Source organism: Acidobacteriota bacterium (assembly GCA_012729555.1).
Taxonomy (GTDB): domain Bacteria; phylum Acidobacteriota; class UBA6911; order UBA6911; family UBA6911; genus UBA6911.
Genome location: JAAYCX010000090.1, coordinates 56,621 through 81,462, shown reverse-complemented (window position 1 = coordinate 81,462; position 24,842 = coordinate 56,621). Strand labels below are relative to the sequence as shown.

Sequence of the window (24,842 nt, the reverse complement as noted above, 5' to 3'; positions counted from 1 at the left end):
GGCGGTTTGTGCCATAATGCAGGCATGAACGGCGAACGACGGGCCCGGGTCCAGGTTGGAATGACGGTGCGGGTGGTGGAAAAGCAGAACCAGCGGAGCGGAAAGCTCACGGAGGGGATCGTGCAGAGAATCCTCACCCGGTCGCCCACCCACCCCCACGGGATCAAGGTGATGCTCGACGGCGGCGTCGTCGGACGGGTCAAGGAGATCGTCCAGCCCTGAGACGGGAGAAGCGATATGACGGGTGCGGCTGAAATCGTGGCCGAGCGGGACGTGGTCTACGCCGAGGCCGGGCGGCCCCTGTGCTGGAACGTCTTCCGGCCCGGCGCGGGGGCCGCCGGCGCGCCGGGCGTCCTCGTCTATCACGGGGGAGGGTGGCGGGTGGGCGACCGGGCGAATATGACCGCCGCCTGCGAGGCCTTCGCCCGCCGGGGCTGGGTGGCCATCGCGCCCGAATACCGGCTGCTTGGCGAGGCCGCCTGGCCGGCGCCCCTCGAGGACGCGCGCACCGCCATCCGAGCCGCGAGGGCAAAAGCAGGCGTGCTTGGGATCGCCGCCGACCGCATCTTCCTGGCCGGCTATTCGGCGGGGGCGCACCTGGCGCTCCTGGCCGCGAGCGGGAGCGCGGGCCCGGCCCGGGAGGGCGAGCCATGCGCCGATCAGCCCGAAACGGTCGCCGGGGTCGCCGCCTTTTTCACCCCCGCCGTCCTCCCGGAGCGGCAGGGGGCCGCGCTCGGCATCACGGGCCCCGGCGCCGCCGCGGCGCTCGACCTCCGGACCCACGCCGGCCGCCTCCCCCCCGTCATTCTCTTCTGCGGCGACCGCGACCCCATGACCCCGCCGGAGCTCTCCCTGGACCTCTACCAGGCCATCCGCCGGGCGGGGCGCACCGCCGATTTGCGCCTGTACGCGGACCTGATCCACGAGTTCGTCTCGCTCCCAGGGATGATGGAGGCCACCGTCGAGGACGCGGCCGCCTTCTTCGCCCGCACGGTCCTCCACAAGGCGGAGTTCGGCGCCGCGCTCGAGTGGTTGCGCCGGTGGTGGGAGGGCGTTGCGGCAAAGTAGCGCGTGGCGCTGAGCGGTGCGGAAGGACCTGAAACCCTGCCGGAGACATCAGCCGGCCGGCGTCGGGCAAGAAGGAGGGACTCAATCATGCGCGGGAGGATCTGGCTGTCGATTCTGATCGGCCTGGCTTGCGTCTGGGCCGTCGCCGGGGCCGGGGACCTGCGGGAGTACGAGCCCGACCCCAACGCGGAGCGCGCCGCTGTGCCGGACGGGTACAAGTGGGACCTCGCGCCCCTCTATCCTTCCGCGGAGGCGTGGGAGGCGGCGCGGCTCGAGATCCTGCGGGAGGCACCGTCGCTCGCGCGGTTCGAGGGGAAGCTGTCCGACCCGGCCGAGCTCGGCGACTGCCTGCGCCTCTACTTCCGGCTGCACCGCGAGGCGAGCCACGTGGCGATGTACGCGAACCTCCGCCAGAACGTGGCACGGGCGGACGACGCGGCGTCGCGCCGGGTGCAGCAGGCGCTCGGGGCGATGGACGAGCTGATGCGGCGCGCAGCCTTCATCCGGCGCGAGACGGCGGCGCTGCCGGCCGGCGCGCTCGAGAACTCCTTCGCGGCGGAGCCGGGCCTGGCGGAATACCGGAATTATCTCGCCAACCTCCGGCGGCGTTCGAACCGCATCCTGTCCCCCGACGCGGAGCGCGCGCTCGCCCTGCTCGGCGACAACCTCTGGGCCGAAATCGACCTCAACGAGATCCCGTCCCCGCTCGAGGACGCTTTCAACGGGCTCATGGCCGACATGACGTGGCCCGTTGTCCGGGACCAACGGGGGAGGGAGGTGCGCCTTTCGATGGCCGGGCTCTCGGTCCTGCGCCGGGCGCCGGAGCGCGAGGTGCGCCGGGAGGCGTACGAAGCCTATTTCGGCATGCTGCGCCGGTACCAGCACGTGCTGGGAGCCACCCTCGGAGGCCAGGTCAGGCTGGACGCGGCCTACGCGCGGGCCCGCGGGTACGACTCCTCGCTCGAGGCCTACCTCGACCGGGACAACGTGCCGGTGGCCGTCTACGACAACCTCGTCGGCACGGTCAACCGCAACCTGGGGCTGCTGCACCGGTACGTGGAACTGCGCCGGAAGGTGCTCGGCCTGCCCGACGTGCGGGTCTCGGACCTCTACGTGCCGCTGGCGGCGGAGGTCGAGGAAAGCGTCCCGTTCACCGGGGCTCGATCGACCCTCCTGGCGGCCCTCAAACCGCTCGGACCGGAGTACGGCGCGGTGCTGGCGGAGGGACTCGACCCGGCGAGCGGCTGGCTCGACCTCTATCCCCACCGGGGGAAGCAGAGCGGCGCCTTCACCTTCAGCGTCTACGGCCCGCACCCCTTCGTGCTGATGAACTACATGAACTCGCTCGACGACCTGTCCACGCTGGCCCACGAGTACGGGCACGCGCTCCACAGCCATTTCGCGATGAAGAGCCGAGCCTACCCCGACTTCCGCTACGTCAGCATGATCGCGGAGATCGCCTCGACCTGCAACGAATCGCTCCTGGCCGATCACCTCCTCGCCGGGGCCGATTCCCCCGCCCGGAGGGCGTACCTGCTGGCGGAGCGGCTGGAGACCATCCGGACGACCATCTTCCGGCAGACCCTTTTTGCGGAGTTCGAGCGCGACATCCACCGGATGTGGGAGGCGGGCACTCCCCTCACCCCGGCGCTGCTCGACGAGACCTACCGCGGGCTGATTGCCAGATATTACGGCCCCGGTTTCACCTTGGGCCGGGATGACGGGATGGAGTGGGCGGGCGTGCCCCATTTCTACTACAAGTATTACGTCTGGTCCTATGCCACGGGCCTCTCCTCCGGCATCGCCATCGCGGACCGGATCCGCGCCGGGGGCGAGCCGGCGGCCGAGGCCTACCTGGAGATGCTGCGGGGCGGCGGGTCCGCCCCCCCGCTCGAACTGCTGAAAAGGGCCGGGGTCGACCTGACCCGCCCGGACGCGATCGAGGCCGCCATGAGCGTTTTCGAGCGCGCCCTGGACGAGGCGGAGAAGCTGCTCGTCGGGCAGGGACGCCGGGCGGGAAGAAAATCGGACGCGGGCGGAACCTTCGGCCCCGGGCGTTCGTAAGGGAGAGGTAGGATCCATTCGGGCGGAGCCCGGCCGGACGGGTATCGGGGACACCGCATCGCAAAGGGGGAGGTCATGGACATTGAATATTTCGCGCCGCTCGGGCGCGCGTTCGACCGCATGAAGCGGGCGCTTTTCCACCCCTTCGACCTGCGCAAGTGGTTCGTCGTGGGGTTCGCGGCGTTTCTGGCGGGGCTGACGGACGCGCGCTCGAACGGGGGGTTCTGGGGAAACCCGGCGGGGAAGCGCAAGGGGGGGGACCCGGGGGAGATCTTCCGGATGCCCTACGAGGTCTGGAACTGGATCGTCGAGCACCCCGGGTGGATGATCGCGATCGCGGTCCTGCTCCTCGTCGTCGTCGCGATCGGGATCGCGCTCGCCTGGGTCTCCGCCCGGGCGAAGTTCGTCTTCCTGGACAACGTGGTCCGCGACCATGCCCTCATCGCCCGGCCCTGGCGGGAGTACGTCAGGGAAGGGAACTCGTTCTTCCTCTGGAACCTGGTCCTGGGCGTCGTCGGCGCCCTGGTCACCCTCCCCTACCTGGTCTTCTGTTTCCTCAGCCTGAAAGCGCTTTACGAGAGCACCTCGAGCGGTGCGGTGCTGATCGTGCCCGGGATCCTCTACGGGCTGGGGATGATGGTGATCTTCTTCCTCTTCGGGTTCGTTTCCCTGATGCTGAAGGATTTCGTCCTCCCGATCATGTACCGGGACCGGACCGGCACCCTTCCGGCGGTCAAAAAATTCATGACGATCCTGGGACCGAAGCTGCTCCACTTCATCGGGTATGCGCTCCTGCTCTTCTTCCTGATCCTGGGGATCGGCGCGGCGGTGCTCCTGGCGGGGTGCGTCACCTGCTGCATCGGGTTCGTGGTCCTGATGATTCCCTACATCGGCGCCGTGGTGCTCCTGCCGGTGTCCTATACGCTGCGGGCCTTCAGCGTGGAGTTTCTGCAGCAGTTCGGCAATGACTTCCAGATCATCCCGGTGCTGGGGGACGTGCCGCCCGAGCGGCCGCCAGTTCTGGCCTGATGCCGGAAACCACGGCGGCTCCGGCCTCGGCGCTCACGCGCGGGGGGCGCATCGCGAGGGCCTTGCTGGCCGGCGGGCTCCTGCTGGCGCTGGGCACGCTGGTGGTCGTGCCGCCGGGAAACATGCCCCTGCCGCGCTGCGCTTTTTACGAATGGACGGGGCATGGGTGCCTGACGTGCGGGATGACGCGCTCGCTCGGGGCCCTGGCGCGGGGGGAATGGGCCGCCGCGCTCCAATATCACCTGATGGGGCCGCTGGTCCTGATCGGAATGATCCTCGCCCTGGCGGCGCTTTCCTTCGAGGCGATCGGGGGGCGGGCCTTTCGCCGGCCCATCGGCCGGCGGGGGGGGAAACGCCTCTTATGGGCGATCACCGCCGCCTGGCTCCTTTACTGGGTTGCCCGCCTGACGGGGACGGTCACCACTGTCCCCTGACCGTTCTTCTTGCGCGCCGGACGGGCACAGTGCTGTGTCCCCCGTCTACACCGAACGTGCGGCGATCCAGGCGACGGCGACATAGGTTCCGATCACGCTCCCCAGGTTGGCCAGCGCCACCACGAGCAGGATGCGGGTGACCGGGTTGAGCCAGAAGCCGCGTACGCTGGTGATCGCATCGGGCAGGGCCTCCAGATCGCCCACCTTCGGTTTTTTCAGCAGCACCTGGACGATGCCGGCCACCCAGCCGGCGGCCAGCATCGGGTTGAGGCTGGTCAGGGGCGCGGCCACGAAGGCGGTCAGGATGGTCAGCGGGTGGGCCAGGGCCAGGGCGGCGCCGAGCGCGGAAAGGACGCCGTTGACGGCAAACCAGATCGCGATGTTCTCGACCCCGTGCTGGCTCCCCCTGCTGAAACTGGCGGCGATCAGCGCCAGGACGGCGATCGGCACCCCCCACTTGAAAACAGCGGGCCAGATCGATTTCGGGGGGAGTTCCGACAGCGGGGCAAGGTCGTGCGGTTCGTGCACCTGCCGCTCGATCCCCGGCACGTGGCCGGCCCCCACAACGGCGACGATCCTGGCGCCGGGCGCGGTGCGGATCTTTTCGGCGAGCCAGGTGTCCCGCTCCTCGATCAGCCTCCGCTTGATCTCGGGGAAACTGACGGCGAATTCGGCCATGACGGATTCGAACTGGTCCTTCTTCTTGAGGGATTCGATCATCTCGCCGTCGATCTCCTCCCCCCCCAGCACGCCCATGGTCATCTGGGAGAAGAGCTTGAGCTTGTTCCAGAAGCCGAGGTATCCCCAGACGCGCTTGAGGGTGATTTCGATCTCCCGGTCGGCCAGGACCAGTTCGGCCCCCTTTTCCCGGGCCATTTCGATCCCCTTGAGCATCTCCGCCCCAGGCTGGAGCCCGAGTTTTTTCCCGAGGCGCCGGTAAAAACTGGTCAGGATCAGCTGCGCTAGGAGGAAGGCGGCCTTCTTCTGCCGCACAACCTTGAAAATGTCCATCTTGGCCCAGTTGTCGGCCTGGGTCATGGCCTGGTAGCGCCCGGGGCACAGTTCGACGCAGACGGCGTCCGGATGGACCCGCTCGATGGTCGCGGCGACATCCTCGACGCTCTCCCTGGAGAGATGCGCCGTGCCGACGAGGTAGATATTCTTGTCGCCCACCCTCACATGCGTGACGGTTTCCGGCAGCTCGATGGTTTCGGTCATGGTCGGTCGCACCGTTTTTTACTCTTCCCAGGAGGCGAGGACCTCGCCCAGGCCCAGCCCGAAGGGCATGCGGCCCTCGAGGATGCTCATTTTCGCGTCGAGCACCTTGAGCGGGCCGAGAAACGTCAGCGGGTCGTGGGGGCCGTCGAAGAACTGGACCGTGGCGGTCCCCCGCGTGTCCTTCGACCCCGACGGGGCCACCAGCGGGGCTCCCGATTCCGGGGCCCCGGGGAGGTCGCAGCCGACGCACACCATCTGGAAGAAGGCCGGGGTCGTGGGGGAGGCGTTGGGGATGCGCCGGACCAGAAGCGAGGGGCCCATCTCCGGCCATTGGGCCTGGGGGGCCGCGCCGGAGACCCGGTATTCGACCTTCATGAGCGGGAGACTCCCCTGGTCCCTCATCTTGTTGGCCACGACCATCCACCCGGTCGGGGTCCGGGTCCAGGTGATGTCGGCCATCTTCTTCGGCCATCCGTAGACCTCCCGCCCGGCGATCAGCCCCATGTCGCTGTCGATGTATTCGATCAGGGTGGTGTTGCCCACCCGATCCTTCCACTTGACGGGGGTATTGAGCGCGATCTCGTGGACGTTGAATCCCATCTCCTCCACGTCCGGCGTCCAGGCCATCAGGAGCACGAAGGTGTCGGCGCTCCCGGCCGGCTCGAGCGGCGGCATGACGGCGCGCGCGATCGCCCCCGCGGGGGCCTGGCACAGGATCTGGATGGTGTGCACGTCCCGGAAATGGTGCGGCAACTGCGGGTAAGGGGGTGAAAAAATGGGAGAGGGCACGAATTCCGCCCGCTTCGGCTTGCTGTCCTGGGCAAGGCCCGTCAGCGCCAAAACCGCCACCAGCGCGCACGAACAGGCTGCCGCGATCCAAAAGGCATTCCGTTTCATCATCCCGCCCTCCTTTATTTATGGGGACAGTCACCAGTGCCCCCGTTTGCCGAAATATAATGGGCGGGGGGCGTTCTGTCACCCTCTAAATCTCGGGGCCGGATTCCGTTCACCCCCGGCGCCCCGGTTGTCGTAATATGGGACATGTCCGCCTTTTGACCCCATGACAGAGGAGGCTTCCATGAGCGCTGTGTTTACCGGAAAGAGTGTCACCGAACCGGCCCGCGACATCGAGATCAGCAGGGAGGCGGACGTCGTCGTCGTGGGCGGGGGGCCGGGGGGGATCGGGGCGGCGCTGGCCGCTGCGCGCAGCGGGGCGGACACCGTGCTCGTGGAGCGTTACGGCTACCTGGGGGGGATGGCCACGGGAGGCCTGGTCGCCATCATTCCGAACCTGGGCACCATCGACGGGGAGCAGCAGATCGCCGGCATCTGCCAGGAGGTGATCGACCGGGTGGACGCGCGGGGGGCGGCCGATTACCCGAAGAAGGGGGACTGGGGTTCCACGGACGCCGATCTGGTGAAGCACTACGTCGACGCCAATCTCGCCTTTTTCTACATCCGCCGGGACCTCAACACGGGAAAGGACCGGGTGCTCTACACCGCCCTGGTCGATCCCGAGATCCTGAAGTGCGAACTGAACACCATGATGGAGGAGGCGGGCGTGACGCTGCGGCTCCACTCCTGGGGCGTGCGCCCCATCATGGACGGAAACCGGGTGACGGGGGTTTTTGTCGAGAGCAAGTCGGGGCGGCAGGCGATCACGGCCAAGGTCGTCATCGACTGCACCGGGGACGGGGACCTGCTCCGGCCCGCCGGGGCCGAGTGCGACGACCGCATGGTGCCGGGACTCCGGATCGCCGCCTTCGCCTTCCCCTTCTGGGTCGGCAACGTCCGGATGGACAGGGTGGAGCGATTCCGCGCCGAGGAGCCGGAGACCTACTCGGAGCTGATGGGGGAACTCGACCGGCTCGGCGGCGCGGCCTTCTACATCAAGGACCTCGTGCCGAACCACGAGGGGGTCGCCTGGTTCTACCCCTTCCACCCGTCCCTGCGGCAGGCCGACATCGACGAGATCAACCGGGTCGAGCTCGAGGGGCGGAAGAAGATGCTCCTGTCCTACGACTTTTACCGGAAGCGCGTGCCCGGTTTCGAGAAGAGCTACATCTCGCTCAGCTCCATGCAGCTCGGCATCCAGGGGGGGCAACGCGTCGTGGGGGAGTACGTGTGCACCGAACGGGACATCACCTCCGACGAGGTCTTCGGGGACACCGTCGCCGTCTTCCCGAACAACGACAACGGGGAGATCTCGGCCCGGCACCCGAGCGTGTGCATCCCCTACCGCGCCCTGGTCCCGAAGGGGGTCGAGGGGCTGCTGGTGGCCTGCCGCGCCTTCTCCTCCGAGTATCCCTTCAACGAGTATTTCAACCTCATCCCCCACTGCATCGCCATGGGGCAGGCGGCCGGGACCGCGGCCGCGCTGGCCGTGCAGGGGGGGATCGGGCCGCGCGAGGCCGATATCGCCGTGCTGCAGCAGCGGCTGCTCGACCAGGGCGTCATCCTCCCCGAGCGGATCCGGAAGCTGCGGCGGCCCGACAGGGGCTGACGGGGCCGCGGCGGCATCATGCGCATGGGGTTCCTTCAACTGCCGGTCCCGGGCCACGGCGCCTCCCAGGCGAAGGCGAACCGCCCGCTGGCGGCCGCCTTCATGATCGGCTACGCGCGCCGCCACTGCCGCAGCCGCGGCTGGGAGGCCGTGATCGCTCCGGAGGAGCTGTCCGATCACGGCGGCGACGCCGCCCTCGCGGCCTGGGCCCTCGAGGAGGGGTTCGACGCCCTGCTGTTCACCCTCTACCTCTGGAACCGGGAACGGAGCCTCTTCATCGCCCGCTCGGTCAAGCGGCGCCGGCCGTCCGTCGTCACGGTCGCGGGCGGGCCGGAGGTCACCCCGGACCAGGACGCCGCCGATTTTCCCGGTATCGACCTCCTGTGCGCCGGGGAAGGGGAGGAGTTCTTCGCCCGCTTCGTCGACGACGGCGCCGCGCGCTCGCTCCGCGGTATCTTCCGGGCCGGTGAGATCGCGGACCTCGGCCGTGTGCCCGACCCCTACCTTTCCGGGCTGCTCCCGGTGCGTGACGGGGAGATCGTCCATTTCGAGCAGATGCGCGGCTGCCCGGAGCGGTGCGCCTACTGCTACTATGGCAAGGGGCGGCGCCGCGTCCGCCGCTTCCCCCCCGACCGGGTGGAGGGAATCTTCCGATTGGCGGCCGCCCGGGCGGGCACCGAGGTCTATTTCATGGATCCCACCTTCAACGGCCGGGAGGGGCTCGCGGGGCGCCTGGAGCGGGTGGAGCGCGCCAATCCCCGCCGCGTGCCCATCCATACCGAGGTGCGCCTGGAGAGGATCGACCGCGCCACGGCCGACCGGATGGCGGCCGCCGGCGTCCGGTCGGTGGAGGCGGGGCTGCAGTCGGTCAACCCCGCGGCCCTCGAGGCGGTGGGCCGGTCCTGGGACCGGGAGGCGTTCCTCGCCGGCGCCGGGTGCCTGCTCGAGCGGGGGATCGGGATCCGCACCGGCATCATTGTGGGGCTGCCGGAGGACGACCTGGAAGGTCTGCTCTCCACCCTGGACTTTCTCGAGGGGGCCGGGCTGGCCGGGGGGGTGGAGGCCTACATCCTCTCCCTACTCCCGGGCACCCGGTTGCGCCGGCTGCGGGACCGCTGGGGGATCCGGGCGATGGACCGTCCCCCTTACTGGGCGCTGCGGACCAATCGGATGCGGCCGGAGGATTTCGCCGCGGCGCTCGAGATCCTGGAGCGCCGCCTGGGGATCGATTATTTCGCCCCGATCCCCCCCCTCGGGGGGGGCGCCGGCCCGGGCTTGCGGTCGTTGGTCGACCTGCGCGGCGGCACCCTCGACGGGCCCCTCCCCGAGCCGGCGACGCTGGCCCGGTCGGTCCTCCTGCTCCTCGATGCGGCCGCGGCCGATGACGTGCGCCTCCGCTCCTGGGCCGGCCGGGCGATGGCCGAGTCTCCGCACACCTGCTGGCGCCTCCTCCATGCGGGGAGCGAGTCCTGGCCGGCGGAGCGCTGGCGGCGGCTGCGCGGCCTCTTTTACTTCCCGGGGCATTTTCTCAACCGCGGCCGCCGCCCCGGCCAAGACCCGCAGGGGGCGTTTTCGGTGCGCCTGTTTCAGGCGGTGGACGACGCGGCCGCGGCCCGCAGCCTTCTGGACGCGTCCCCGGAGGCCGAACTGGCGGCCGTTCCCCGTCCCGGGGAGGTGCCCCTCTGGAGGGAGGCCTGCCGGGAAGCCCCCTGGGTCCTCCTCGATCCGCGCCTCGGCCCGCGGGAGAGCGGGACGCTTGCGGCGTGGTGCGCCGACCGCCCCGGGCGGGTGATCGACCTCCCCTTTCCCCTGTACCCCCATGAATAATGCTGGTTAACGCCAATGGTCGATCGAGACCCCTCTCCCCCCCATGAAATCGGTGAGGAACCAGACGCTCGCGGTTTCGCCCCCGGCTACGATGGTCCGGATGTTCCGCGCGTTGGGGAGGTGCTTGATCAGCGTCTCCCCCGGGACCTTCAGCCAGGTGGCGTAGGGCTCGAGCCCCTGCCGTCCCAGGGGGGCCGTCATGCCGGAGGTGATCGAGTTGGCCCAGTAGGTGGCCGCGGGAACTTCCGCGTTTTTCGAGAGCCACTCCCCCAGCGCCCCCTTGCTCGCGAACCCCTGGGTTTCCCTGAGCTGCCGGGCGACCGAGGGGTCCATGATGAGGGTGGCCGAGCCGGTGGCCGCCAGCACGCGGGTGAAATCGCGCATCAGCAGCTGCGGGGCGTAGTGCTCCACGACCGAACCGGAGCAGTTGACGAAGTTCCAGCCCGAGAAGATCGTCAGCACGCTGGCCTCGGGCGGGTGCCCGTTCTCGACGTGGACCGGCTTCCACCCCTCGGGGAGCGCCTCCTCGTTTTCGGCCAGGGTCATGTTGTTGTAGCGCAGCGGATTCCCGAGCGAGGAGAACCCGGTCTCCCCCTCCTTGTACCCCTGGATGATGCTGTGGATCAGGTTCATACTGCGGCCGATGACGCTGTTGGCCTCGGCCGTCGGGCTGAGGACCCCGATACCGGAGTTCATCCCGATCTCCCTGCGGATGGGGCCGCTCAGGAGGACCATGTTGGCGTTGGAGGTGGTGGAATCCATGTAGGGCACCTGGCTCGCCAGGGCCAGGATGACGGGGAGGTATTCGGGTTTCGCCCCCGCCATGACGGCGATGACGGCCACTTTCTCCACGGTGAAGGGACGCGAGGTCCCGAAGGTGCCGGCCTCCTTTTTCACCAGCTCGTCGGGCCGGTGGCTGGTTCCCCGGAGCATCGCCCGCACTCTCTCCTCCGTCGGGAGGATGACGGGGTTGAAATCGGTCCACCCGCGCTCCTTGAAGAGGCGCTGCAGGTTGTCCTCCGTGTCGGGGGGGAGGAACCGGGGTTCTGCGGCCGCCTCGGGCGGCGTCCCCGATTTCCGTTCCTCCGCCGTGAGGGGCTCGGTCAGCGCGTCGACGATGGCGGGCATGAGGCTCTTTCCGCTGACGCGGTCCTTCCCCCGGAGCCACTCCCCCAGCTTGTCTTCACCGAGGCCGGTGAACGGGTAGGGGACCCCCACGAAGCGCAGGGGCATCCCGGTGCTGTACTCCTGGTGGGGGCCGGTGCCGAAGGAGACGATGTTTTCGTTTGAAAGCGATACGGTGGGGATGCCGTACTCTTTTTCCAGGGTCATGCCGAAGCGGCTCACGGCCGCCAGACACCCCCATCAACCCGCCACTCCGAGGATCACCCCCCCGGCCCGGCTGGCGGCGATCTCCTTCCACAGCGCCGGGTCGTCGGAGACGTAGCTCCCGCTCTTGAGGCGGCGCACGGTCCTGACGCCGGGCATGTTCGCGCCGAACCACCGCTCCATCTCCTCGAGCACCGGGGTGCGCCCGAGCCCCTCGTAGTTCATGTCCACCAGGTAAACGGTCTTCCCTTCCAGGGTGCCCGCGCGCGGCGCCAGCGGCACCCGCGGCGCGCGCTTTTCGGTTACGGCCGGGTTCAGGACCGTGATGCGCCGCCCCCCGGAGTCTTCGGCCAACGCCGGGACGCCGGCCAGGACCGTTCCCGCCAGCAGCATGAAGGTAACCAGGCTTTTCGGTGCCATCCTCGCCTCCCGATAAAATGTGTGGTGCAGGTGCCCGATTCTAGCACGGCGCGGACGGATCCCCGCCGAAGAAAGAGGGGCGGGGGGCGCCCTTTTATGCGACAATCACAGGCGCCGGCCGCCGAGGGCCGGGCAGACGCGGAGGGAGCGATGGCACAGGATGGACCGAAAAGAAAATGGCCGGTGCGGCTGACGCTGTGGGCCGTCCTGCTCGTCGCCGCGGCCGCGGCCGGGATCTATGTCGCCGACCGGCTGCTGGTGGCGCCCCGGAGGGCGCTCGAGCGGCGGATCGAGGACCAGCAGCGCGAGATCGCGCGCCTTGAGGAGCGCAACCAGCGCCTCGAGACCTACCTCAGGCTCCTGCGCTTCACCGAGCGGCGGGCGCGCATCGAGGTCCTGGGGCAGCGGCTGGACGACGCCGGAGTGCCGGTCACCACGATCCGGTTCACCGAGATCGACGGGGCGGGGAATCCCGTGACGGTGGCCCGGGAGTTCACTCTGGCCGGGCGGGAGGTCTACATCGATACCCTGACCATCCGGTTCGAGGACCATTTCGTCGAGCAGGGGGACCCGCTCAAGGGGCGGGCCCTGATGTTGTTCCGGAGAATTTTCACCAGCGGCATGCGGCCGGAAGAGGGGCACGTGCTGGACCGGGAGGGGCTGCCGCCCGAGGTCTACGCCGAGCGCAACGCGGTCACCGGCTTCGAAAAAGAGCTGTGGGGGCGGTTCTGGGAACTGGCCGGCGACGAGGACCTGGCGGCCGGGTCGGGGGTACGCGCCATCCACGGGGACGCCCCCTATACCCGGATGGAGCCGGGCAGGGTCTACCACGTGACGCTGCGATCCACGGGAGAGGTCAGCATCACTCCCGGTGCGAGGCTTCTCCGGTAGCCGGCCGGCTCATGGTGACCGGGACGCGAACTCCTACGACCCTGCCCCGCACGCACTCCACCCCGCCGGCCAGGATCCGGGCGGAGGCCACCGCCTTCCGCTCCCCCAGTTCCTCGATCTTTCCGCGGATTTCCAGTTCGACGCCGATCGGGGTCGGGCGCACGTAGGTGACCTCGAGCGACGCCGTGACGAAGCGCTCGATCCCCCGCTCGGGCCGGGCCCGGAGCGCGGCGTCCGCGGCGACGGCCATGCCGTGGCAGTCGACGAGCGAGGCCAGCAGCCCGCCGTAGACGAAGCCGGGCATGGAGGTGTGCGCCGGCTCCGGCCGGAAGCGGGCCACCATCTCTTCCCCCTCCCGGCGGCTTTTCAACTGCAGCCCGTCCGGGTTGAGGCGCCCGCAGCCGTAGCAGCGGCTCATGTCGTCGGGGTAGTCCTCCTGGATCGCACGGGGGTTCATGCCGTGACCCTCCTCCGGAAGAGCTTCCGCCGGAAAACGACCGCCAGGGCGATGACGCCGGCAAGGAAAAACAGCGCGACGGCCACGGGGATGAGAAACGACAGGATGGAGGAGCCGAAGGCGGCCGCGTGTTCCCCGGTGGCCACGACGGGGTTGCCCATCCCCGCGGTCTTCGCAGTGGAAGCCAGCCGGGTGAGCACGGTGCCGCTCTGGACCGTGGCCGCCATCCCGCCGCCGACGATGAGGCCCGTCGTCCATTTGAGCAGGTTGTTGTCGATCGGCAGGACCGAGGTCAGCAGCAGCGTTCCGGCGCCGATGGCCATGGGCGTGGTGATGGTATCGAGCAGGTTGTCGACCACCGGCACGTAGTAGGCGATGATCTCCAGGGCCGTGGCCGTGCCGAGGCAGATGATGGCGGGCCACCCGGCCAGCCATTCGAAGCCCTCGTGGACGGGGAGGAACCCGAGATGGGCCCCGATGCTGGCCACCAGCATCGGCACGAAAACCCGGAAGCCGGCGCTCGAGGCCAGGCCGATCCCAAGGGCTACGGCGGTGATCGTTTCGGTGTTCATGTCGACCATAGTACGCCTCCCGGCTCCAATTAAAAAGAGAACGGGCGTCCCGGCCGCCGCTCCGGGAAATCGATGGGCGAAAAAAAAGGGGGGCCGCAGCTGCGGCCCCCCCGTCTTTCAAGCCAGCCCGGACAGCTACTTCTTTTCGTAGTATTCCGTCTGGGCGTTGAAGGTGGCCTCGATCCTGCGGTTCTGGGCGCGCCCCTCGGCCGTGTCGTTCGAGGCGACCGGCTTCTCCTCGCCGTAGCCCTTGGTCTCCAGCCGGTCGGCGCTGACGCCGAAGTTCTCGACCAGGTAGTTCCTGACGCTGTCGGCCCGCCTCTGCGACAGCCCCACGTTGTATTTGGCCGAGCCGACGCTGTCCGTATGGCCTTCGATCACGGTCGACGTCTGCGGGTACTTGTTCATGAAATCGGCCACCTCCTTCAGCCGCTCCCGGTACTCCGGCTTGATGTCCGACTTGTCGGTGTCGAACTGGATGTCGAGCGTCTTGGTGACCTTTCTCTGGATCAGGATCGGGCACCCGTCGGGGGTGACCCTGAGGTCCCTCGCCGTGTCGGGACACTTGTCGAGGTAGTCGTAGACCCCGTCGCCGTCGGTGTCGAAGGGACAGCCGTCGCTGTTGACCTTCACCCCCGCCGGGGTATTCGGGCACTTGTCGAGGTAGTCGTAGACCCCGTCGCCGTCGGTATCGAAGGGACAGCCGTCGCTGTTGACCTTCACCCCCGCCGGGGTGTTCGGGCACTTGTCCCTGCTGTCGACCACGCCGTCGTTGTCGCTGTCGGGCTCGGGCGCCGGGGGCGCCGGCTCGGGCGCGGGCGGCGGCGCCGGGGCGGGCGCGGGTTTCTGCTTGCCCCCGAGGAGGAATTCCACCCCCATGGTGACCATCAGGTTTTCATTGAAGGGCTTGGTAGGCAGGACCCGGCGGAAATCGGCCCTGATGGCGACGTTTTCCGTGAGGAATCCCTTGACCCCGCCCCCGAAATTGGGCGTCACGCGGGCGTGGCGGTCGGTCGCCGGCCCGTTGAGCCAGAGCCAGCCGAGGCCCCCGGCGACGTAGGGGACGAGTCTCTGATTGGGCGCGAGGTGGAACACCGCGTCCTCGCGCAGCATGTACCCGTCCAGGGTCTCCCCCCCATGCTTCGGGGTCGTCCGGATGTAGTTGAAGCTCCCCTCCAGGGCGAATACCTTCGTGACGTTGTAACCGATCCCGAGACCGCCCGTCATGCCGTTATCGAGCGGTTCGCCGTCCTCGAAGAAAAATCCCCCCGCCTGGGGAGTCAGAGAAAACGAGCCTTCGCGAATCTGAGCGGATCCAATACCGGGAAATCCCAACAGCAAGCCCAGGACCCCCGCGCTGAACCAAGATACCTGTTTTTTCATGTGTTCCCCTTTCGTGCGATCCTTTGACAATATCCGGTGCCGCCGTCGGACCGGGGTTATCCTGCAAATTGCTATTTAGTGCCAGAAACCGAATTTTACACCCTTCGGCCCGGCTGTCAAAGTCCCAGGGCCGGAGCGCGACATAGGATCCTGTTTTCGCAATGTCAGGTTCCCGGTCCGGCCGCGCTCCGGCCCGGGATCCGATTGACAAAGGGGCGGTGGATGGAATCTAATGAACTGGAGACGCACCGGCGCCGGATGCCGGGCGCCCATGGACAAGGAGTCGAGCATGTCAGAAGGCGAGGCCAGGCCGAAAGCCGTTTTTTCCACCAACGTGAAGCTGCCGCCGGGCGTCCACGGTTTTGAAGCGGAAGGTTCCGCGGGCAAGCCGGCCGAGGCGCCCGACCCGATCCACCGGGTCATATACATGGACGACCGGGTGGTCCCCGGCTCGTTTTACGTCGAGGCGGTGTGGGTGACCGGGTCGGTGCCCACGGTCCACCCGGTGCACCGTCACGATCACGACGAGATCCTGGGGTTCGTGGGGAGCGACATGGCGGACCCCTCCGAACTGGGCGCGGAGATCGATCTCATCGTCGACGGGGTGAAGACGACGATCACCAAAACCTGTTTCGTGCACGTCCCCGCGGGGGTGGAGCACGGGGGGCTCTGTTTCCGGAAGATCGACCGGCCGGTGTTCCAGATCGCCATGCTGCGGCAGGACAAGTTCGAAAGCGAACCGCCCACCTAGCCGGCCCGATGATTGGATGAAGAGGCCCGCGGCGAGCGTATGGACATGAGCGGTTCAAGCACCCCGGCCCGGACGGCCGTCATCACCCATATCCAGGGTTTTTCCCTGCACGACGGGCCCGGCATCCGCACGGTCGTTTTCTTCAAGGGGTGCCCCCTCTCCTGCCGCTGGTGCGCCAACCCCGAGTGCCTTTCGGCGGAGCCGCAGATCGGGTTTCTCGAAACCCTCTGCACGCGCTGCGGCAAATGCGCCGATGCCTGTCCGGAGGGCGCCATTCGCACCGGCGAAGGGGGCCACCGCATCGATTACGCCCGCTGCACCTGCTGCGGGGCCTGCGTGGATGTCTGCCCGGGGGGCGCCCTGGTCCGCTACGGCGAGAGGATGACGGCGGCCGAAGTCTGGGACGAGGTGCGGCGTGACCGGATGTTCTACCGGAGTTCGGGCGGGGGGGTCACCGCCTCGGGCGGGGAGCCCCTGGCCCGGGCGGGATTCGTCCGGGAACTCTTCGAGCTCTGCCGGGCCGGGGAGGTGGACACCTGCATCGAGACCTGCGGCTACGCGGGCCGGGAGGCACTCGAAGAAGTCCTTCCCGTCACCGACCATTTCCTCTTCGACCTGAAGGTGATCGACCCGGTCCGTCACCGGGAGTGCACGGGCCGGGAGAACGGCCCGGTCCTGGAAAACGCCCGCCTGCTCGTGCGGAGCGGGGCCGATGTCCTCTTCCGCCAGCCGGTGATCCCCGGCCTGAACGATTCCCCGGAGGATATCGAGGCGACGGCCGCCTTCCTGTCGGGCCTGGGGATGAAGGAGCCCCGACTCGAACTGATGCCCTACCACCGGATGGGCCAGAGCAAATACCGCGCGCTTGGGGTACAATACCAGATGGAGGAACTCGGCGCCGACGGGGACGCACGGGCCGAGGAGGTGAGGGCCGCCTACCTCCAGCGCGGCATCCGCTGCACGGTTTCGAGGTGACCCTCCGGAACGGAGCGTGAGACATGGTGGAGATCGACAGGCAGTTGCTGGACAGGATCGACCGGCTTTCCCTCGGGGAAAGCGTGGGCGCGTGGAAGCGGGCCATGAAGGAGGCGGGCTGGAAACTCTTCGCCGACCGGGAGAAATGGACCGTGGAATCCTGGCGGGAGACCGTCGGGATGGACATCGAGCTGCGCCGCGCCCTCCTTTTCCGGAAGGTCGTGGAGAACGTCGAGATCCGCATCCAGGACTATGACCTGCTCGCGGGCCGGTTGACGCCCGCCGTCATAGGCTGCGCCACCTCCATCGACGTCTGCGGGGACTACATCCCGGGGATCTGGAAAGACGGCGAGGAACTGCGGATCACCATGGACGCCAATGTCGGCCTGGACCGGGAGAGCATCGAAACCCTGCGCGCGAGCGCCAGGGAGTTCCGGGGGCGCACGGCGCCGGAGATGACGTACAAGGCGTGGGAAGCGGTGGTCGGGAAGTGGATCCGGGACGCCGAGGCCGCCAAGCTGAAGGACCCGACCCTGGACACCGGGATATTCGGGCAGACCACGTCCGTGCTGATGTGGGACAAGATCCTCCGCGAGGGGCTCGGGGGCATCATCCGGGAAGCCCGCGGGCACATCGACGCCTTCCTGGCGAACCGGGAGAGCGACATCGACCGGCTCTACTTCTGGCAGGCGGCCGTGATCGCCTGCGAGGGGGCGATCCGGCATGCGCACCGGTACGCCGCCCTGGCCAGGGAGATGGCCGAGACCGAGACGCGCCCGGGGCGCCGGGAGGAGCTGCTCCGGATGGCGGAGGCGTGCGAACACGTGCCCGAACACCCGGCGCGGACTTTCCACGAGGCCCTGCAGTCGATGGCCATCGTCGGGGTGTGCAAGAACTACGAGCACCCGATGCACAACAACCCCCAGTGGGGGCGCGCCGACCAGTACCTCTACCCCTTCTTCATCCGCGACGTCAGGAGCGGGGCCACCTCGCTGGAAAAGGCGTCCGACCTGCTCGCCGAGCTCATCGGGCGCTGGGGGACTCAGACCTTCGTCTCCTCCGAGAGCTCCATGGAGTCCCACCAGATCAATTTCGGGATCAACAACGCCATGGTCGGCGGGGTGGACGCCGGGGGGCGCGACTGCTCGAACGAGCTGAGCTACCTCTTCCTGCACGTCGTCGGGCTGCTCGGGCTCTCCTCCCCGACCCTGGGGCTGCGCTGGAACCGCAGCACCCCCGACTGGATCATGGACAAGGCGATCCGGACGAATATGGCCACCAAGGGGGGGATCCCCCTGTTCGAAAACGACGAGGTGGTCGTGGCGCGCTTCGTCGAGGACGGGATCCCGCTCGAGGAGGCGGCGCAGTGGTGCGGCCTGGGCTGCGTCTACCCCTGCCTCCCCTCGAGGGCCGAGCACTACGGGGCCGAGGGGGTGGCCGCCTGCAACCTGGCCGCCATGCTCCACCTCGTCCTGCACGACGGCCTGGACTGCAACGGCCGCCGCACCGGGATCCGGACAGGGGACCCGCGCGGTTTCGCGAGCTTCGAGGAGCTGTACGGCGCCCTGCTCCGGCAGCACGAGTTCATCACCCACCGCATCTTCTGGCTGGCCGCCATCGCCCGGAAGGAGCAGCCGAAGCACGTCCGGATGCCGTTTCTCTCGGCGGTGGGGGTGCAGAGCTGCATGGACCTGGGCCAGGACCTGCTGATCCCCGACCCCGCCACGAGCATGTTCGGGATCAGCGACCGCGCCATCATCGACGTGGCCGATTCGTTGATGGCGGTGAAGACGCTGGTATTCGACCGCCGGACCCTCACCATGGCGGAACTGCTCGATGCCCTCGACGGCGACTTCGAGGGGGAGCGGGGGGGGGAGATCCGGCGCCTCTGCCTGGCCGCCCCCAAGTTCGGCAACGACATCGAGGAGGTGGACCTGCTGGCACGGCGCCTCAGCGAGGACTCCTACCGCATCATCCGCGCCTACGACAACGCCCCCTTCCGCCCCTACATGGTCGCGCGGGAAGGGCTCGCGTGGCACTACTTCGGCGGGCGCGGCGTGGGCGCCCTCCCCAACGGCCGCAAGGCGCTGGAGCCGCTCAACGACGGCTCCATTTCCCCGATGCGGGGGGCCGACCGGAAAGGACCGACCGCCGTGCTCCGTTCCGCGCTCACGGCCGGGTTCAAGGAGTCCTACGCCTCGGTGCTGAACCAGAAATTCACCGCCTCGATGCTGCGCAGCCGGGAGAGCGTGGAGAAGCTGGCGGCCTATACCAACGCCTTCATGGCGGAGGGGGGATCGCACATCCAGTACAACATGGTGGACACGGACGCGCTCCGGGACGCCAAGGCGCATCCCGAAAAATACCCGGACCTGATCGTCAGGATCGGGGGGTTCAGCGCCTATTTCACCCAGCTGTCCCCCGACATCCAGGACGACGTCATCAACCGGAGCGAACACAGCCTGTAAGCCGCCCGGGGGCCTGAAAGACGCGGCCTACCGGAAATCCCGGGGCTTGTAGGTCTTGTCCCAGAGCGCCGGGAGACCGCTGTCGGCGGTGATGTAGCGCTTCTTGATGTACCAGCGGCCGTCGATCTTGACCAGTTCGTCGTACTCCCGCCCCTGTTCGAGCAGCCGCGGGGACATGCGGATGTTGTCGTTCATGACGCCGGTCCAGACGAACCACGCCCTGGCGGTGCTGCCCTCGACGCGGATGACGGGGTTGCTGAGCAGCATGTGCATCTTCCCCCCCAGGTTGGCCTCCCCCGCGTCGAGGCCGGAGTACATCTTCTCGATCGCCGCGCGCCCTTCCGAGACCGTGCCGTTAACGTCCAGGACGGCGTCCTCGGTGAAGTATTCCGACAGGTCGTGGCCGCTCCCCGAGGTCAGGTCGACGTAGTACCCCGTGACCAGGTCCTCGATCAGGATCCGGTCGAGCAGGGTGGCCGCCGTCACCCCTCCGTCCCGGGCGGGCGCCGCCGCAACCAGCAGCAGCACGGCCGCCATCAGGGCCAGGACCGCCCATCCCTTGTTCGTTCCCGTGGTCTTTTTTTCAGCCATTGTCGTGTCTCCTCGTTTCAGGTTCAGGGTCTGCTTCGGCTCCCTGCATCCGGCGTAACGGGAGCGCCGCTCCCCGCCGATAAGGCTATGGGTGTAAAGCCATTTAAAACTTAACATATAAAGGGAAAGGGCCGGGTCATGAAAAAAGGTCTGCTGGTGGTGCTGCTGGCCGCGGCACCCGTCTTTCTGTCGGGGCAGGAACCGCGCTCGCGGGGGCACCGGGAAGCGGCCGCCGACGCGCAGGCGGGGGCGCGCGAGCGGGTCGGGGAGCGAAGTCCGGCCGACCTGCGGCTGTCCCGCCGCGACCTGGACCTGTTCGAACACGGCGGCAGCGTCGAGCTGTCGGTGCAGAGGGCGGACGGAACCCGGGACACGGCCGCGCGCTGGGAATCGGACAATCCACGGGCCGCCAGGGTGAACGAAAGGGGGCTGGTGAGCCCCACGGGGCTCGGGCAGGCGAGAATCCGGGCTTTCGCCGCAGACGGGAGAAGGTCGAACGACTGCGCGGTCACCGTTTCGAAGCCGAACCACTGGGGGAGCGTCAGCGGTACCGATACCCTGGTCGTTCAGGGCGGGTGGGTCTATTTCGCCCACCCGGCCGACGGGGGAAAGCTCTACCGGGTGCGGACCGACGGCTCCCGGCTCGGGCGCCTTTCCGACGACGAGCCCTGCCACCTCAACGTCGCGGGGCGGCGGATCTACTATTACAACGGCAACCGTGAGACCGGGTACGGCCTCTACACCATGACCATCGACGGGGAGGAGCGCACGTGCCTCAACGACAGGGACTCGATCACCTGCCTGCGCGTCAACCGGCACGGGTGGGCCTATTACCTGAACGAAAGGGGGGAGGTGTTCTCCCTGCGGACGCACAAGCCGGGCGAAGCCGCGCAGAAGGTCTTCGACGGGCGTCCGGTTCATTCGATGGCGGTGAACGATTTTCACATCTTCTACAACCGCCACTGGGAGGACATCGTCCAGCCCCGGGGGGCCGGGGGGGTGTTTTCCTACAGCCTCAAATCCAAGAAGGTCAACAGCCACCTCTCGGTCAATGTCAATACGTCCCCCGTCATCCTCGACCAGGACCGGGACGACGTCGCCTATTACTGCAGCTACGGGGACCATGGGGATGTGGCCATTCTGCCCGGAATCGACCATTCCCCCTCGGAAGGCTGGTTCAGGGTCCTGGCGCTCGACAGGGAGGAATACGGGACGGGAGGCCCGCTCCCGGACGGCCTGATCTCCAGGGTGAAGCTGGTTTCGGGAGACTCGATCCAGTGGGCGGCCGGCGGGTGGATCTACTACACCCGGGGGCGCGAACTGCGCCGCATGCAGACCGACGGGAAGCGGGACCAGCTCGTACTCGCGCCCCGCGACGAGGTCGTCTCCTGGCACTGGGGAGGGGAGCGGATCCTCTTCTGGAGCGCGGAGGGGAGACTCTTCCGGGCGCTGCCGGACGGGCGGGTCACGGAGGAGATCGCCGTCGCCCGATAGCCGGCGCTCAGATCCTGCGGGCGCCGACGACCGAGGGGATTCCGCCCATGAGCTTGAGCGCGTGCTCGAGGTGCGCCACGTCGCGCACCTCCAGGGTGAAGTGAAGCCGGACGTTCGGCTGCCGCGCGGCGGTGTGGACGGCGGTGACGTTGATCGATTCCCGGGTCAGGACCTCGGTGATGTCCCGTAGCAGCCCCGTCCGGTCCTCGCACTGCACCGAGACATCGACGGGATAGGAGGGGGCCCGCGGGCCCTGCGGAGGGGTCTCCCCCCAGGCCGCCTCGATCACCCGCTCCGGGTTCAGCCGGGCCATCCCCGCGAAGTTGGCGCAGCGGGCGCGGTGGATCGAAATCCCCTTGCCGCGGGTGACGTAGCCCTTGATCGGGTCGGGGGGCGCGGGCTTGCAGCAGCGCCCCAGCTGCGTCAGCAGCTTGTCGACGCCGACTACGAGGATGCCGTCGCCCTTCCCCCCCGCCCGGCTCTTGCGCGGCACGAACTCCGGGGCGGGCTCCGGAGGCGCCTCCGCCGGGCGCAGCGCCTGCTGCAGGGCACGCGGGCCGAGCTCCCCGCGGCCGGCCGCGAGGAACATCGCCTCGGCCCCCGGGTAGCCCATCCGCTCGGCCAGGGCCTCGATATTGGCCTGCGTCGCCCCCTCGCGCTGCAGTTCGCGCTGCACGAAGACGCGCCCCTCCGCCACGGTCTGCGACTCGTCGAGCGCGGTGAAGTACTGCTTGACCTTCTGGCGGGCCCGCGGGGTCCGGAGGTAGCCGAGCTGGGGGTTGAGCCAGTCGCGCGACGGCCCCCCCTGTTTGGCGGTGACGATTTCGACCGTCTGGCCCGACTCGAGGGGCCGGTTCAGCGCGACCAGGACCCCGTCGGCCTTGGCCCCCCGGCAGCGGTGTCCGATCTCGGTATGGACCCGGTAGGCGAAATCGAGGGGGGTGGCGCCCCGGGGGAGGTCGATGATGCGCCCCTGGGGCGTCATCACGTAGATCGTGTCGTCCAGCGCCGCCCGCCGGAATTGTTCCACCCAGCTGGAGGCGTCGGCCACCTCGTCCCTCCAGGAGAGGAGCTCGCGCAGGAGCGAGACCTTGTCGTGGTAGGCGTCGCTTTTCTTCGCCGCCGCGGTCCCCTCCTTGTAGCGCCAGTGGGCGGCCACCCCCAGTTCGGCGTGCTCGTGCATCTCCCGGGTGCGGATCTGCACCTCCAGGGGGCGCCGGTCGGCGGCGGTCACGGCGGTGTGGATCGACTGGTAGCCGTTCTCCTTCGGCCTGCTGATGTAGTCGTCGAACTCCCGCGTCATCGGGACCCAGATCCGGTGCACGATGCCGAGGACGGTGTAGCATTCATGCACCTGCCGGACGATGACGCGCAGCGCCCGCAGATCGTAGACCTCCTCCAGGGGGATCTGCTTGGCCCGCATTTTTTTCCAGATGCTGTAGATGTGCTTCGGCCGGCCGTAGATCTCGGCCCGGATTCCTACCGAATCGCACTCCTTCGCGAGGATGGAGATGGCTTCGGCGATGAAGCGCTCCCGTTCGGACCGCTTTTCGTCGATCTGCCGGGCGATCCCGCGGTAGGTTTCGGGATCGAGGAAGCGGAAACTCAGGTCCTCGATCTCCCACTTGAGTTCCCACACCCCGAGCCGGTTGGCCAGCGGCGCGTACAGGTCCATCGATTCCCGGGCGGTTTCCTCCCGGTCCGGTCCGGGGTTCTCGGCGTAGAAGCGCAGGGTCTGGGTCCGGCTCGCCAGCCGCAGGAGGACGACGCGCACGTCCTCGCTCATGGCGAGCAGCATCTTGCGCAGGACCTCCGGCTGGGTGCGCAGGTCGCGCACCCCCGAAGCGGGGGTGGGCGCGAGCAGGCGCAGGCCGTTCAGCCGGTGGAGCCCCGCGACCAGCCGGGCGGCGTCCTCGCCGAAAAGCTCCGCGATCGACTTGCCGGCCTCGAGGTGATGCGCGGCGAACAGGAGCGCGGCCAGGCGTGAGTCCGCGTCCAGGCGCAGAGCGGCCGCGATCAGCGCCATGCCGTGGACATGGCGGACGATCTCCTCGCCGGTGCCGAGGCGCCGGCGGCCGTAGAGGGGGCCGACGAATTCGAGCGCGCGCAGGATGCGGCCGGCGTCGGCCTCCGAGAGCCCGGCGCCGATCTTTTCCGTCAGCTCCCCGTCCGGCAGCGACGCGTCCAGTGCGGAAGGAACGTAGACCATGATCCCCCTGTTTCATAAGCTGCAATTTCCACTAAAATATACCAGATCCCGGTGCGCCGGGCCTCATGGGAGTCCGCGGGCCGGGGTCGTGAGAATGGGGGAGAGATGAAGGCGCACGTCCTGCAGCATGTTCCGTTCGAAGGTCCCGGCAGCATCGCCGGGTGGCTCGGGGAGAGGGGGGCCGACATCGGCCGCACCCGCCTGTTCGCGGGGGATCCCCTGCCCGATCCCGCGTCGGTCGATCTCCTCGTCGTCATGGGCGGGCCGATGAGCGTCAACGACGAGGGGCGGCACCCCTGGCTCGCCGGGGAGAAGCGCTCCATCCGGGAAGCGGCGGAGCGGGGGGTCGCGGTCCTGGGGATCTGCCTGGGGGCCCAGCTGATCGCCGCCGCCCTGGGGGCGCGCGTCTTCCCGAACCCGGTCAAGGAGATCGGCTGGTTCCCCGTGCGCGCGGTCCCGGCCCCCGCGGGGAGCCTGGGGCTGCCCGCGGCGTGCGAGGCCTTTCACTGGCACGGGGAAACCTTCGACCTCCCCCCGGGGTCCGTGCACCTGGCGGAAAGCGACGCGTGCCGCAACCAGGCCTTCCAGTTCGGGCGCCGCGTGATCGGGCTGCAGTTCCACCTCGAGACCACCGAGGAGAGCGCCCGGGGCCTCGTCGAGCACTGCCGGGACGAGCTGGTTCCCGGTCCCTTCGTCCAGGGCGAGGAGCAGCTCCTGTCCGCCCCCGCTTCCCGCTACCGGGAGATCAACGAGGTCATGGCCAGGGTGCTCTCCTGGCTGACCGGCGGCGGAGCCGCCCCTACCGGGGCTTGATCCGCTCCGGCCGCAGGAGCTTCTTCAGCAGCATGTTGACCAGGCTGAGCACGATGGCGCCGAAGAAGGCGGCCGCGAAGCCGCGGATGTGGAAACCGGGGACCAGGGCGGAGGCGAGCTTCAGCATCAGCGCGTTGATCAGCAGCCAGAACAGCCCCAGGGTGACGACCGTCAGCGGAAAGGTGACGATCTTCAGCAGCAGCCCCACCGTGGCGTTGATGAATCCGATGATGACGGCCGCGACCAAGGCCGCGAGGACTCCGCTTATTTCGAACCCGGGGATGATCCATGCCGTGATCCCCACGGCGAGGGCCATGAGGACCCAGTGAATCAGCATACGAACCAT

The 24,842-nt window shown here is 68.5% G+C and carries 23 protein-coding genes; 13 read left to right on the top strand and 10 right to left on the bottom strand.

Annotation, left to right across the window (positions count from 1 at the left end):
• The first annotated feature begins 24 nt into the window (after positions 1–24).
• The 5 genes from GXY47_15555 (at position 25) to GXY47_15535 (ending at position 4,595) form a co-directional block, all read left to right on the top strand.
• On the top strand, positions 25–222 hold the full coding sequence (locus GXY47_15555) for a YwbE family protein (GenBank protein ID NLV32558.1): 198 nt from the start codon (positions 25–27) through the stop codon (positions 220–222).
• A gap of 15 nt (positions 223–237) precedes the next feature.
• Entirely contained in the window at positions 238–1,068 is an 831-nt protein-coding gene (locus GXY47_15550) for an alpha/beta hydrolase (protein ID NLV32557.1), read from the top strand.
• Between the two features lie 87 nt (positions 1,069–1,155).
• Complete coding sequence (locus GXY47_15545; GenBank protein ID NLV32556.1) at positions 1,156–3,132, top strand: oligoendopeptidase F family protein; 1,977 nt, start codon at positions 1,156–1,158, stop codon at positions 3,130–3,132.
• A gap of 75 nt (positions 3,133–3,207) precedes the next feature.
• Positions 3,208–4,161 carry a hypothetical protein gene (locus GXY47_15540; protein ID NLV32555.1) on the top strand — a complete coding sequence of 318 codons (954 nt, stop codon included), beginning with the start codon at positions 3,208–3,210 and terminating at the stop codon, positions 4,159–4,161.
• On the top strand, positions 4,161–4,595 hold the full coding sequence (locus GXY47_15535) for a DUF2752 domain-containing protein (GenBank protein NLV32554.1): 435 nt from the start codon (positions 4,161–4,163) through the stop codon (positions 4,593–4,595). The genes GXY47_15540 and GXY47_15535 overlap by 1 nt, the downstream gene beginning before the upstream one ends.
• A 45-nt stretch (positions 4,596–4,640) precedes the next feature.
• On the opposite strand, the gene GXY47_15530 is transcribed toward GXY47_15535, so the two are convergent.
• Together GXY47_15530 and GXY47_15525 are read right to left on the bottom strand one after the other, a co-directional pair.
• Complete coding sequence (locus GXY47_15530; protein NLV32553.1) at positions 4,641–5,813, bottom strand: TraB/GumN family protein; 1,173 nt, start codon at positions 5,811–5,813, stop codon at positions 4,641–4,643.
• An 18-nt stretch (positions 5,814–5,831) separates the two neighbouring features.
• Positions 5,832–6,713: an acetoacetate decarboxylase family protein gene (locus tag GXY47_15525; protein NLV32552.1), complete on the bottom strand. Its 882-nt coding sequence runs from the start codon at positions 6,711–6,713 to the stop codon at positions 5,832–5,834.
• A 160-nt stretch (positions 6,714–6,873) separates the two neighbouring features.
• Here GXY47_15525 and GXY47_15520 point away from each other — a divergent pair, with 160 nt between their 5' ends.
• Positions 6,874–8,316 carry an FAD-dependent oxidoreductase gene (locus GXY47_15520; protein NLV32551.1) on the top strand — a complete coding sequence of 481 codons (1,443 nt, stop codon included), beginning with the start codon at positions 6,874–6,876 and terminating at the stop codon, positions 8,314–8,316.
• A gap of 18 nt (positions 8,317–8,334) precedes the next feature.
• Positions 8,335–10,143, top strand: a complete 1,809-nt coding sequence (locus tag GXY47_15515) for a radical SAM protein (protein NLV32550.1) — start codon at positions 8,335–8,337, stop codon at positions 10,141–10,143.
• Positions 10,144–10,149: 6 nt separating this feature from the next.
• Here the strand turns inward: GXY47_15515 and GXY47_15510 are convergent, their stop codons facing one another.
• Positions 10,150–11,475: a hypothetical protein gene (locus GXY47_15510; protein ID NLV32549.1), complete on the bottom strand. Its 1,326-nt coding sequence runs from the start codon at positions 11,473–11,475 to the stop codon at positions 10,150–10,152.
• 33 nt (positions 11,476–11,508) lie between these two features.
• The gene (locus tag GXY47_15505) at positions 11,509–11,892 is read right to left on the bottom strand and encodes a hypothetical protein (protein ID NLV32548.1); all 384 of its coding nucleotides are present in this window, start codon (positions 11,890–11,892) and stop codon (positions 11,509–11,511) included.
• 150 nt (positions 11,893–12,042) lie between these two features.
• On the opposite strand from GXY47_15505, the gene GXY47_15500 reads away from it, so the two are divergent.
• Positions 12,043–12,783, top strand: coding sequence for a hypothetical protein (locus tag GXY47_15500; GenBank protein NLV32547.1), 741 nt, complete (start codon positions 12,043–12,045; stop codon positions 12,781–12,783).
• Here GXY47_15500 and GXY47_15495 read toward each other — a convergent pair.
• The 3 genes from GXY47_15495 to GXY47_15485 all read right to left on the bottom strand — a co-directional run bounded on the left by GXY47_15495 (position 12,755) and on the right by GXY47_15485 (position 15,195).
• Positions 12,755–13,240: a PaaI family thioesterase gene (locus tag GXY47_15495; GenBank protein NLV32546.1), complete on the bottom strand. Its 486-nt coding sequence runs from the start codon at positions 13,238–13,240 to the stop codon at positions 12,755–12,757. The genes GXY47_15500 and GXY47_15495 overlap by 29 nt on opposite strands.
• A complete protein-coding gene (locus tag GXY47_15490) occupies positions 13,237–13,812 on the bottom strand; it encodes a DUF4126 domain-containing protein (GenBank protein ID NLV32545.1) in 576 nt (191 codons plus the stop codon). The genes GXY47_15495 and GXY47_15490 overlap by 4 nt, the downstream gene beginning before the upstream one ends.
• A gap of 135 nt (positions 13,813–13,947) precedes the next feature.
• Entirely contained in the window at positions 13,948–15,195 is a 1,248-nt protein-coding gene (locus tag GXY47_15485) for an OmpA family protein (GenBank protein ID NLV32544.1), read from the bottom strand.
• 289 nt (positions 15,196–15,484) lie between these two features.
• On the opposite strand from GXY47_15485, the gene GXY47_15480 reads away from it, so the two are divergent.
• Genes GXY47_15480 through GXY47_15470 form a run of 3 tightly spaced genes read left to right on the top strand, consistent with a single transcriptional unit; the run spans position 15,485 to position 19,389 of the window.
• Complete coding sequence (locus tag GXY47_15480) at positions 15,485–15,946, top strand: cupin domain-containing protein (GenBank protein NLV32543.1); 462 nt, start codon at positions 15,485–15,487, stop codon at positions 15,944–15,946.
• Positions 15,947–15,991: 45 nt separating this feature from the next.
• Positions 15,992–16,921, top strand: a complete 930-nt coding sequence (locus GXY47_15475; GenBank protein ID NLV32542.1) for a glycyl-radical enzyme activating protein — start codon at positions 15,992–15,994, stop codon at positions 16,919–16,921.
• 23 nt (positions 16,922–16,944) lie between these two features.
• Positions 16,945–19,389, top strand: coding sequence for a hypothetical protein (locus tag GXY47_15470; GenBank protein ID NLV32541.1), 2,445 nt, complete (start codon positions 16,945–16,947; stop codon positions 19,387–19,389).
• 27 nt (positions 19,390–19,416) lie between these two features.
• Here the strand turns inward: GXY47_15470 and GXY47_15465 are convergent, their stop codons facing one another.
• Complete coding sequence (locus GXY47_15465; GenBank protein NLV32540.1) at positions 19,417–19,980, bottom strand: nuclear transport factor 2 family protein; 564 nt, start codon at positions 19,978–19,980, stop codon at positions 19,417–19,419.
• A gap of 138 nt (positions 19,981–20,118) precedes the next feature.
• Here GXY47_15465 and GXY47_15460 point away from each other — a divergent pair, with 138 nt between their 5' ends.
• The gene (locus tag GXY47_15460) at positions 20,119–21,474 is read left to right on the top strand and encodes a DUF5050 domain-containing protein (GenBank protein NLV32539.1); all 1,356 of its coding nucleotides are present in this window, start codon (positions 20,119–20,121) and stop codon (positions 21,472–21,474) included.
• Positions 21,475–21,481: 7 nt separating this feature from the next.
• Here GXY47_15460 and GXY47_15455 read toward each other — a convergent pair whose 3' ends face one another.
• The gene (locus tag GXY47_15455; GenBank protein ID NLV32538.1) at positions 21,482–23,683 is read right to left on the bottom strand and encodes a bifunctional (p)ppGpp synthetase/guanosine-3',5'-bis(diphosphate) 3'-pyrophosphohydrolase; all 2,202 of its coding nucleotides are present in this window, start codon (positions 23,681–23,683) and stop codon (positions 21,482–21,484) included.
• Positions 23,684–23,788: 105 nt separating this feature from the next.
• On the opposite strand from GXY47_15455, the gene GXY47_15450 reads away from it, so the two are divergent.
• Entirely contained in the window at positions 23,789–24,496 is a 708-nt protein-coding gene (locus GXY47_15450; GenBank protein ID NLV32537.1) for a type 1 glutamine amidotransferase, read from the top strand.
• Here GXY47_15450 and GXY47_15445 read toward each other — a convergent pair.
• Positions 24,483–24,842, bottom strand: a complete 360-nt coding sequence (locus tag GXY47_15445; protein ID NLV32536.1) for a phage holin family protein — start codon at positions 24,840–24,842, stop codon at positions 24,483–24,485. The genes GXY47_15450 and GXY47_15445 overlap by 14 nt on opposite strands.

Bases quoted from the DNA above. Each gene is read 5' to 3' on its own strand.
- GXY47_15555 (NLV32558.1), top strand. From the start codon at position 25: ATGAACGGCGAACGACGGGCCCGGGTCCAGGTTGGAATGACGGTGCGG.
- GXY47_15550 (NLV32557.1), top strand. From the start codon at position 238: ATGACGGGTGCGGCTGAAATCGTGGCCGAGCGGGACGTGGTCTACGCC.
- GXY47_15545 (NLV32556.1), top strand. From the start codon at position 1,156: ATGCGCGGGAGGATCTGGCTGTCGATTCTGATCGGCCTGGCTTGCGTC.
- GXY47_15540 (NLV32555.1), top strand. From the start codon at position 3,208: ATGGACATTGAATATTTCGCGCCGCTCGGGCGCGCGTTCGACCGCATG.
- GXY47_15535 (NLV32554.1), top strand. From the start codon at position 4,161: ATGCCGGAAACCACGGCGGCTCCGGCCTCGGCGCTCACGCGCGGGGGG.
- GXY47_15530 (NLV32553.1), bottom strand. From the start codon at position 5,813: ATGACCGAAACCATCGAGCTGCCGGAAACCGTCACGCATGTGAGGGTG.
- GXY47_15525 (NLV32552.1), bottom strand. From the start codon at position 6,713: ATGATGAAACGGAATGCCTTTTGGATCGCGGCAGCCTGTTCGTGCGCG.
- GXY47_15520 (NLV32551.1), top strand. From the start codon at position 6,874: ATGACAGAGGAGGCTTCCATGAGCGCTGTGTTTACCGGAAAGAGTGTC.
- GXY47_15515 (NLV32550.1), top strand. From the start codon at position 8,335: ATGCGCATGGGGTTCCTTCAACTGCCGGTCCCGGGCCACGGCGCCTCC.
- GXY47_15510 (NLV32549.1), bottom strand. From the start codon at position 11,475: ATGACCCTGGAAAAAGAGTACGGCATCCCCACCGTATCGCTTTCAAAC.
- GXY47_15505 (NLV32548.1), bottom strand. From the start codon at position 11,892: ATGGCACCGAAAAGCCTGGTTACCTTCATGCTGCTGGCGGGAACGGTC.
- GXY47_15500 (NLV32547.1), top strand. From the start codon at position 12,043: ATGGCACAGGATGGACCGAAAAGAAAATGGCCGGTGCGGCTGACGCTG.
- GXY47_15495 (NLV32546.1), bottom strand. From the start codon at position 13,240: ATGAACCCCCGTGCGATCCAGGAGGACTACCCCGACGACATGAGCCGC.
- GXY47_15490 (NLV32545.1), bottom strand. From the start codon at position 13,812: ATGAACACCGAAACGATCACCGCCGTAGCCCTTGGGATCGGCCTGGCC.
- GXY47_15485 (NLV32544.1), bottom strand. From the start codon at position 15,195: ATGAAAAAACAGGTATCTTGGTTCAGCGCGGGGGTCCTGGGCTTGCTG.
- GXY47_15480 (NLV32543.1), top strand. From the start codon at position 15,485: ATGTCAGAAGGCGAGGCCAGGCCGAAAGCCGTTTTTTCCACCAACGTG.
- GXY47_15475 (NLV32542.1), top strand. From the start codon at position 15,992: ATGAGCGGTTCAAGCACCCCGGCCCGGACGGCCGTCATCACCCATATC.
- GXY47_15470 (NLV32541.1), top strand. From the start codon at position 16,945: ATGGTGGAGATCGACAGGCAGTTGCTGGACAGGATCGACCGGCTTTCC.
- GXY47_15465 (NLV32540.1), bottom strand. From the start codon at position 19,980: ATGGCTGAAAAAAAGACCACGGGAACGAACAAGGGATGGGCGGTCCTG.
- GXY47_15460 (NLV32539.1), top strand. From the start codon at position 20,119: ATGAAAAAAGGTCTGCTGGTGGTGCTGCTGGCCGCGGCACCCGTCTTT.
- GXY47_15455 (NLV32538.1), bottom strand. From the start codon at position 23,683: ATGGTCTACGTTCCTTCCGCACTGGACGCGTCGCTGCCGGACGGGGAG.
- GXY47_15450 (NLV32537.1), top strand. From the start codon at position 23,789: ATGAAGGCGCACGTCCTGCAGCATGTTCCGTTCGAAGGTCCCGGCAGC.
- GXY47_15445 (NLV32536.1), bottom strand. From the start codon at position 24,842: ATGGTTCGTATGCTGATTCACTGGGTCCTCATGGCCCTCGCCGTGGGG.